4 protein-coding genes are annotated in these 8,623 nt (G+C 45.4%); all 4 read left to right on the top strand.

The window, feature by feature from the left end; translation table 11 throughout:
- The first annotated feature begins 59 nt into the window (after positions 1-59).
- Positions 60-3,128 (top strand): L-glutamate gamma-semialdehyde dehydrogenase, encoded by a 3,069-nt coding sequence (pruA, locus tag ACLFWI_RS21585; RefSeq protein WP_446414624.1) that lies wholly within the window; start codon positions 60-62, stop codon positions 3,126-3,128.
- A gap of 169 nt (positions 3,129-3,297) precedes the next feature.
- Entirely contained in the window at positions 3,298-6,141 is a 2,844-nt protein-coding gene (locus tag ACLFWI_RS21580; protein ID WP_446414623.1) for an ATP-binding protein, read from the top strand.
- Between the two features lie 38 nt (positions 6,142-6,179).
- The gene (locus tag ACLFWI_RS21575) at positions 6,180-7,631 is read left to right on the top strand and encodes a hybrid sensor histidine kinase/response regulator (protein WP_446414622.1); all 1,452 of its coding nucleotides are present in this window, start codon (positions 6,180-6,182) and stop codon (positions 7,629-7,631) included.
- 175 nt (positions 7,632-7,806) lie between these two features.
- Positions 7,807-8,442 carry a tRNA (guanosine(46)-N7)-methyltransferase TrmB gene (gene trmB, locus ACLFWI_RS21570; RefSeq protein ID WP_446414621.1) on the top strand — a complete coding sequence of 212 codons (636 nt, stop codon included), beginning with the start codon at positions 7,807-7,809 and terminating at the stop codon, positions 8,440-8,442.
- The last annotated feature ends 181 nt before the right edge of the window (positions 8,443-8,623 follow it).

Below are 8,623 nucleotides of genomic sequence, written 5' to 3'. Positions count from 1 at the left end.
GGATATAATAAAGAGTTCGAGATAAATGCCTTAGCCCAGAATTAGGAGTCTACCCGCCCGTGGTTGTACAAGTCGCCAATAGCATCTACGAAACCCAAACCATCGAAATTGCCAAACAGCTTCTCGACGCCACGCGGCAAAAACGCTCCTTTTTTGCCCAAATGCGTGATCAGATGCGCTGGGATGATAAACTCCTAGCTTGGGCGATGAGTAATCCGGGTTTGCGGGTACAGCTTTTTCGCTTCATTGATGCCTTACCCGCCCTCCAGAGTAAAACTGAGATTGCCCGTCATTTACAAGACTATTTAGGGGATGAATCGGTGGAACTTCCCGCCGCCCTGAAAAATTTACTCAATTTTGCTAATCCTGACTCTATGCCGGGACAACTAGCGGCGTCAACGGTATCCACGGCGGTGGAAACTCTAGCTAATAAGTATATCGCTGGGGCAACAATTAAGCAGGCAATTAAGACAATTGAACGCCTGCGGAAGGATAAGATGGCATTTACCCTAGATTTGCTGGGGGAAGCCGTGATTACCGAAGCCGAAGCCCAATCGTATCTGGAACGCTATCTGGATTTGATGGAACAACTGACTCAGGAAGCGAAAAATTGGTCAACGGTGTCGGAAATTGACCAAGCTGATGGGGAAGATTTATCACGAGTTCAAGTTTCTGTCAAGTTAACCGCATTCTATTCCCAATTTGACCCCCTAGATCCAGAGGGTAGCAAAAAACAGGTGTGCGATCGCATCCGAATTTTGTTACGGCGTGCCCAGGAATTGGGGGCGGCGGTTCACTTTGATATGGAACAATATGTCTATAAAGACATGACCCTGGGCATTCTCAAAGAATTGTTGATGGAAGATGAATTCCGCGATCGCACAGATTTAGGCATTACCCTACAAGCCTATCTACGCGACTCTAAAGGGGACTTAAAAGATATTATCACCTGGGCAAAAGAACGGGGCAATCCCCTCACCGTGCGTCTGGTTAAAGGGGCATATTGGGATCAGGAAACGATTAAATCCTTACAAAACCATTGGCAACAACCCGTTTATAACCAAAAAAGCGCCACCGATGCCAATTTCGAGGAAATGACTCAGCTATTGCTAGAAAATCACCAGTATCTCTATGCTGCCATCGGATCACATAACGTGCGATCGCAAGCGAAAGCCATGGCGATTGCGGAACAGTTGAATATCCCCCGCCGCCACTTCGAGATGCAAGTTCTCTACGGAATGGGGGATCAACTAGCAAAAGCCTTAGTCCAACGGGGACATCGGGTGCGGGTTTATGCACCTTACGGGGAACTCTTACCCGGAATGGCATATCTAATTCGTCGCTTACTCGAAAATACCGCCAATAGTTCCTTCCTACGCCAAAGTTTAGAAGAACGCCCCGTTGAGGAATTAATCGCCCCTCCGGTTGTGGATGAGGAACCTGTAGAGACGCGCCATGGCGCGTCTGGAAACCAAGCTGTAGGGGCGGGTTTTACAGATAACGTTACGCAACCAACCGATAACGTGACTAAACCCGCCCCATCCCCCATCCCCCATCCCCCATTCGCCAACGCCCCCGATACCGATTACGCCCAAGCCGAAGCCCGGGGAAAAGCCCAAACCGCCTTACAACAGGTGCGCCAACAATTGGGAAAAACCTACTATCCCTTAATTAACGGCGACTATCAACCCACCACCGAAACCGTTGACTCCGTTAATCCCTCGAACCCCAGTGAAATTATCGGTAAAGTGGGATTACTCTCAATTGAACAAGCCGAAACTGCCTTAAACGCCGCCAAAGCCGCCTTTCCCGGATGGCGTCGCACCCCGGTTAAACAACGGGCGGATATTTTGCGTCAAGCGGCTGAATTAATGGAAGGGCGCCGGGAAGAACTTTCGGCTTGGATATGTTTAGAAGTCGGTAAAGCCTTACGGGAAGCCGATGCGGAAGTCTCCGAAGCCATCGACTTTTGCCGTTACTATGCGTCAGAAATGGAACGGCTAGAGGGCGGCTATATATATGATGTGGCTGGGGAAACCAATCGCTATGTCTACCAACCCAGAGGAATTGCAGTTGTAATCTCTCCCTGGAATTTCCCCTTGGCAATTGCGACGGGAATGACAGTAGCCGCATTAGTTACCGGAAATTGTACCTTACTCAAACCCGCTGAAACCTCATCGGTGATTGCAGCGAAACTGGCAGAAATATTAGTCGAGGCGGGAATTCCCCAGGGTGTGTTTCAATTTGTTCCCGGTAAGGGTTCCCAGGTGGGGGCGTATATGGTGAAGCATCCAGATACCCATTTAATCGCCTTTACCGGTTCTCAGGAAGTGGGATGTCGGATTTACGCTGATGCGGCGATTGTACAACCGGGTCAAACTCACCTGAAACGGGTGATTGCGGAGATGGGGGGGAAGAATGGGATTATTGTGGATGAGAGTGCGGATTTAGATCAAGCCGTGGCGGGCGTGGTGAAGTCTGCATTTGGGTATAGTGGTCAAAAATGTTCTGCTTGTTCACGGGTAATTGTTCTCGACCCTATCTATGATACCTTTATCGGACGATTAATCGAAGCCACGCGATCGCTAAATATTGGTGCGGCGGAATTACCCAGTACCCAAGTTGGTCCAGTGATTGATGCTACTGCCAGAAATCGGATTCAGGACTATATTGAAAAAGGGCGACAAGAGGCAGAAATTGCGGTGGAATGTGAAGTCCCGGAAACGGGTTATTTTGTCAGTCCGACTATTTTTACCAACGTTTCACCCGATGCCAAAATTGCCCAAGCGGAAATCTTTGGTCCGGTTGTAGCGGTGATTCGAGTCAAGGATTTTCCAGACGCCCTGGCTGTGGCAAATGGGACAAAATATGCCCTGACGGGAGGATTATATTCCCGCACGCCATCCCATATTGACCAAGCATCTGCCGAGTTTGAAGTGGGTAATCTTTATATTAACCGCACGATTACCGGGGCGATTGTTTCGCGCCAACCCTTTGGCGGATTCAAGTTATCAGGGGTTGGTTCTAAGGCGGGAGGATCCGATTATTTACTCCAATTTTTAGAACCACGCACGATTACCGAAAATATTCAGCGTCAGGGGTTTGCCCCGATTGAAGGAGTTGATTAAGCTGATGAAAATCAAGACTTGGATGTAAGATTTAAAGGAGATCCCCGACTTCTTCAAGAAGTCGGGGATCTGGTAAAAGAATCACCGAATTTTGAATACATTTCTGGATAGATTAGGGTAGCATCTGAGTCGTCAAATCCACTCATTACTCGTAGACTAACACTGACGGATGTTACCCAGTTTTTTGCCAAAACCCTCGCTGAAAATGCGTTTGCGCCTTGTCCTTGTGGTTCCTTTCCTGCTGCAAATTACGGCGGCTGTAGGATTAACAGGTTGGCTTTCCTTACGCAATGGTGAACAAGCAGTGAATGAACTTGCCAGTGATTTACGCCAAGAAATTGCGGCGCGGATTGAACAGAAACTCAAGAGTTATTTACAAATTCCCCATACTTTTAATCAACTGAATGCTAATGAAAATTGCCTGAACCAATTAGAATTAGATAGTTTATTTGATTGTGAGGAACTGTTTTGGCATCAAATGCACGTCTTTCCGGTTAGCGCTACAACCATTGGTACAGAAGATGGAAAATATCTAGAACTGGTGCGACAAGAGGGAGATAAGTTTCAAATTCATGAGTCGATTAATTATACCAAATATATTTATGCGGCTAATCAACAAGGCAATCGGACGGCGTTATTACAAACCCGTCCCTACGATGATCACCGAACTCGACCCTGGTATCAAAAGGCGGTAAAAGCAGGTGAGGCAACCTGGAGTGAGGTATTCCGTTATGAATATGAAGACACATTAGCGATCGCGGCGAGTATGCCTCTGTATGGTGAGGATGATACGTTGCTGGGGGTAACCAGTACGATTTTGTCTCTGTCTCATATTGGGGACTTCCTCAAAAGTTTTAAAAGTACTCAATTTGGACAGACGTTTATTTTAGAACCCAAGGGGAAAGGAACATTAGTTGCTACATCAATGAGTGAAGAGACGTTTGTCTCCAATAATCAGACTAAATCAGAACGGAATGACTCGATTACCAGTGAAAACCCACTGATTAAGGCAACGGCGGATTTTTTGGTGGGAAAATTTGGCAGCTTTGAGAATATCAAAGGAGAATACCAGTTAGATTTTACATTAGATAAAAAGAAGCAATTTGTCCAAGTTCTTTCATTTCAAGACAATAAAGGGCTGAATTGGTTGATTGTTGTCGTGGTTCCCGAAGATGAATTTATGGCACGTATCCACGCCAACACCCGTACAACTATTCGCCTCTGTGTAGCCGCGTTAATTCTGGCTACGCTTTTGGGATTATTTACCTCGCGTTGGATTAGTCAACCCATTTTACAACTGAGTATGGCGTCTGGCGCGATCGCGAGTGGGGAACTTGATCAACGAGTCAAAGTCGAAGGAATTTATGAACTGCGGATTTTATCCAAATCTTTTAACCAAATGGCGCAGCAGTTGCAGGAATCCTTTACCGCCCTAGAAAATGCCAAAGCTGAACTGGAATTGCGGGTAGAACAACGTACAGCAGAATTGAAAACAGCGAAAGAAGAGGCGGATACGGCGAATAACGCCAAAAGTGAGTTTCTGGCAAATATGAGTCATGAACTGCGAACACCACTGAATGGGGTGTTAGGCTATGCCCAAATTCTGCAACGATCAAAAACAATGAGCGATCGCGAACTTGATGGGGTGCGGATTATCCATCAATGCGGTTCTCATTTGCTAATGTTAATTAATGATATTCTGGATTTAGCGAAAATTGAAGCCCGGAAGATGGAACTCCATGGCAGTGATATTCATTTTCCCTCATTCCTGCGGGGCGTTGTCGAAATTTGCCGGATTCGGGCGGATGCAAAAGGCATTTCCTTTCTCTATCAACCGACTTCATCCCTTCCTGCTGGTATCCACGTAGACGAAAAGCGACTGCGACAAGTTCTAATTAATCTCCTCAGCAATGCGATTAAGTTTACCGATACTGGCGGCGTTACCTTTAAAGTCGGCTATGGGGATAACCAAGACAATCACAACATCGGGAGACACAATGGAGACAAGCCAGAAGGCGTATCTGATCCAGAGAAAACCTCAACCCCTCGCCATCACCGAATCCGGTTTCAAATCGAAGATACCGGGGTAGGGATGAGTCCCCAACAATTGCAGCGCATCTTTTTACCCTTTGAGCAAGTGAGCGATCGCAAACGTCAGGCGGAAGGAACTGGACTAGGTTTAGCGATTAGCACAAGTATTGTACAGCTTATGGGCAGTACAATTCAAGTCCACAGTGAAGTCGGTAAGGGGAGTGTATTTACCGTGGATCTAGACTTAGCCGAAGCCCGAGAATGGATACAAACGACTCCCGCCTTTACTCAGGGTAGAATTATTGGCTATCAGGGCAAACCCCGAACCATCCTTGTCGTCGATGATCGCTGGGAAAATCGTTCAGTCATCGTCAATTTGCTCGAACCCTTGGGATTTGAGGTGATTGAGGCGAATAATGGTGGAGAAGGATTGGAGATCGCCATGACAGCTACACCGGATCTGATCATTACCGACTTAATCATGCCGATTATGGACGGCTTTGAGATGATGCGACACATTCGCCAGTCCAAAACCCTAAAAAATATGCTAATCGTAGTATCGTCAGCCAGTGTTTTTGAGATGGATCGGCATCACAGTTTGGCAGCCGGGGGTAATGATTTTCTGCCCAAACCCGTTCAAATTGATGAGCTACTCCAGAGGTTACAACAACATTTGGGACTGACCTGGATTTACGAACCCGCATCAGGGAATGGTAGTCAGTCGGCGGCTGTTAAGCTAACACCATACGAGCCACAAAAACTGGGCAAACCCGAGGCGATTATTTTTCCTGAAGAAGAATTAGATATTCTCTGGGATTTAGCCATGAAAGGTCGGATTAAACTTCTCCTCAAAGAAATTGATAGGATCGAGAGTTCTGATCATAAGTTCGCCCCATTTGCTCAATATATACGCCAACTCGCTAAAGGATTTAAACTTAAAAAAATACGAGATTTTATTGAAGAAAATCGGTGCATTCACTAAAGGCATTAACCTATCGCTAACAACTAGAAATTATCGCCATGCTCAAGTCTAACTCTACTACGTTGAACCGGATAGAACAACGGAACAAGGCAATGATAGACAAGTTAAATAAAACGATTATTTTAATCATTGACGATAGTCCCAACAATCTAGAAATACTCTCAGAAACCCTGACTAGCGCTGGATTTGAAATTGCCGTTGCTCTTGATGGAGAAACCGCGCTTGAGCAAATTGCTTATGATCCACCGACCTTGATTCTGTTAGATGTGATGATGCCAGGAATTGACGGATTTGAAACCTGCCGACGCCTGAAAACCAATCCTGACACTCACGAGATTCCGATCATTTTTATGACGGCTTTGACCGATACCATTGATAAAGTTAAGGGGTTAAATTTAGGGGCTGTAGACTATATTACTAAACCATTTCAGCAGGAAGAGGTATTAGCACGAGTTAAGGTACATTTGAAACTGCGAACCTTAACCAAAACCCTAGAAGAGCAAAATACACGATTAGTAGAGGAAGTTGAGCAACGGGGTAAAGCAGAAGCCGCCTTACAAACATTGACCCAGGAATTAGAACAACGAGTGGAAGAACGGACTAATCAACTTGCCCAAGCCCTCAACAATTGGCAACAAGCCCAAGCCATGCTAGTTCAAAGTGAAAAAATGTCCAGTCTGGGACAAATGTTAGCCGGAGTTGCCCATGAAATTAATAATCCCATTACTTCGATTCATGGTAATTTAAGCTGTGCCAGCGAATATAGCCGAGACTTACTTAAACTCCTGCAAATCTATGCTCAACATTATCCGAATCCAGTTCCCGAAATTCAAGATAAATCTCAAAAAATAGACACTGATTTTCTGGTAAAAGATTTACCAAAAACCTTTAAGTCAATGGAATTGGGCATCGAACGCATCTGTCAAATCATTAAAAGCTTGCGGAATATATCTCGCCTCGACGCGGGCGAAATGATGATGGTTGATTTGCATGAGGGGTTAGAGAGTACGCTGGTTCTCTTGCAACATCGGATCAAACCCACCGGGAAACATTTAGGCATTCAAGTGATTAAAGAATATGGTAAGTTACCGCCCATTGAATGCTATCCTGGACGCCTAAGCCAAGTGTTTATGAATATTCTGGCGAATGCGATTGATGCCTTAGAGGAAGCAGAATTTAGAAAGCAAAATTCCGAGACAATTTCAGAGAGTGATACAACCCCCGCGCCTCCCACCATCTGGATTCGTACCAGAGTGATTGATAACCAGCGAGTAGAAATCCGTATTTCTGATAATGGTCCTGGTATCCCTGAAGAGATACAAGAAAAGCTATTCCACGCCTTTTTCACAACCAAACCATTTGGCAAGGGAACGGGGTTAGGATTATCGATTAGTCATGAGATTGTCGTAGAAAAACACAGGGGACAATTACGTTGTGTGTCTCACCCTGGAGAAGGTGCTGAGTTTATCATTGAACTTCCGATTGGTTAAATTGTAGAGACGTTCAGGCAACGTCTCTACAATCAGGGCGGGGCGGGTTTATTTGCCTTTGGGTGAAGACAACACAGGATAATCGTCAAACCCACCCCGACAAAATCAATCACAAATCCCTAATTTTTTGATAAAATAACATAACCTATAACTAGCAAAAAAGGAGGTGAAACCATTGCCGAGAGTTCGCGTGCGCCAACATGTCAATCCCTTGAGTAAAAAATACCTGACTCCAGTAACGCCTCCCTCGTGGGAAAAGGTTTATCATCAACCCCTGCAACCGCTACATCTAGATATAGGGAGTGCTAGGGGTGAGTTTTTGTTAGACATGGCAACCCAGAACCCCGATGGGAATTTTTTGGGATTAGAAATTCGAGAACCTTTAGTTGAGACAGCCCAAGAATTGGTAGCGAAGTTAGGATTAAATAATCTTCATTTTATATTTGGCAATGTCGATAACTCATTAGCACCAATTTTAGCCTCTTTGCCCCAGGGACTATTAAAGCGCGTAACCATTCAATTTCCTGATCCATGGTTCAAAAAACGACATGCTAAACGCCGTGTGGTCAAACCGGAATTGGTCAATACTTTGGCAAAATACTTGGTCAAAGGCGGCGAAGTTTTTATCCAGTCTGACGTTGAAGCCGTAGCCCAGGAAATGTGCGATCGCTTTACCGAGAATCCAGCCTTTCAACGTCAAGGAACCGAGTGGTTAGCTAGGAATCCCCTACCTATTCCCACCGAACGAGAAACCTACACAATAGCCTGTAGACAACCCGTTTATCGGGCGTTGTTTGTGATTGGTGATTAAGTGGGTAATTCGTCATTAATTATAGGTGTAGGGGCGGGTTGAGGGACTTTCTTATCGCTATTGATGATTAGGTTTATTCAAAACCCGCCCTTCTACGTCTTGTCAAAAAAAGATTCCATTTTATTAATTATAGGTGTAGGGGCGGGTTGAGGGACTTTCTTATCGCTATCGATGATTAGGT

The organism is Coleofasciculus sp. (assembly GCF_046539235.1).
In the GTDB taxonomy this organism is placed as follows: Bacteria; Cyanobacteriota; Cyanobacteriia; order Cyanobacteriales; family Coleofasciculaceae; genus Coleofasciculus.
This window is presented reverse-complemented; position numbering and strand designations above follow the sequence as displayed.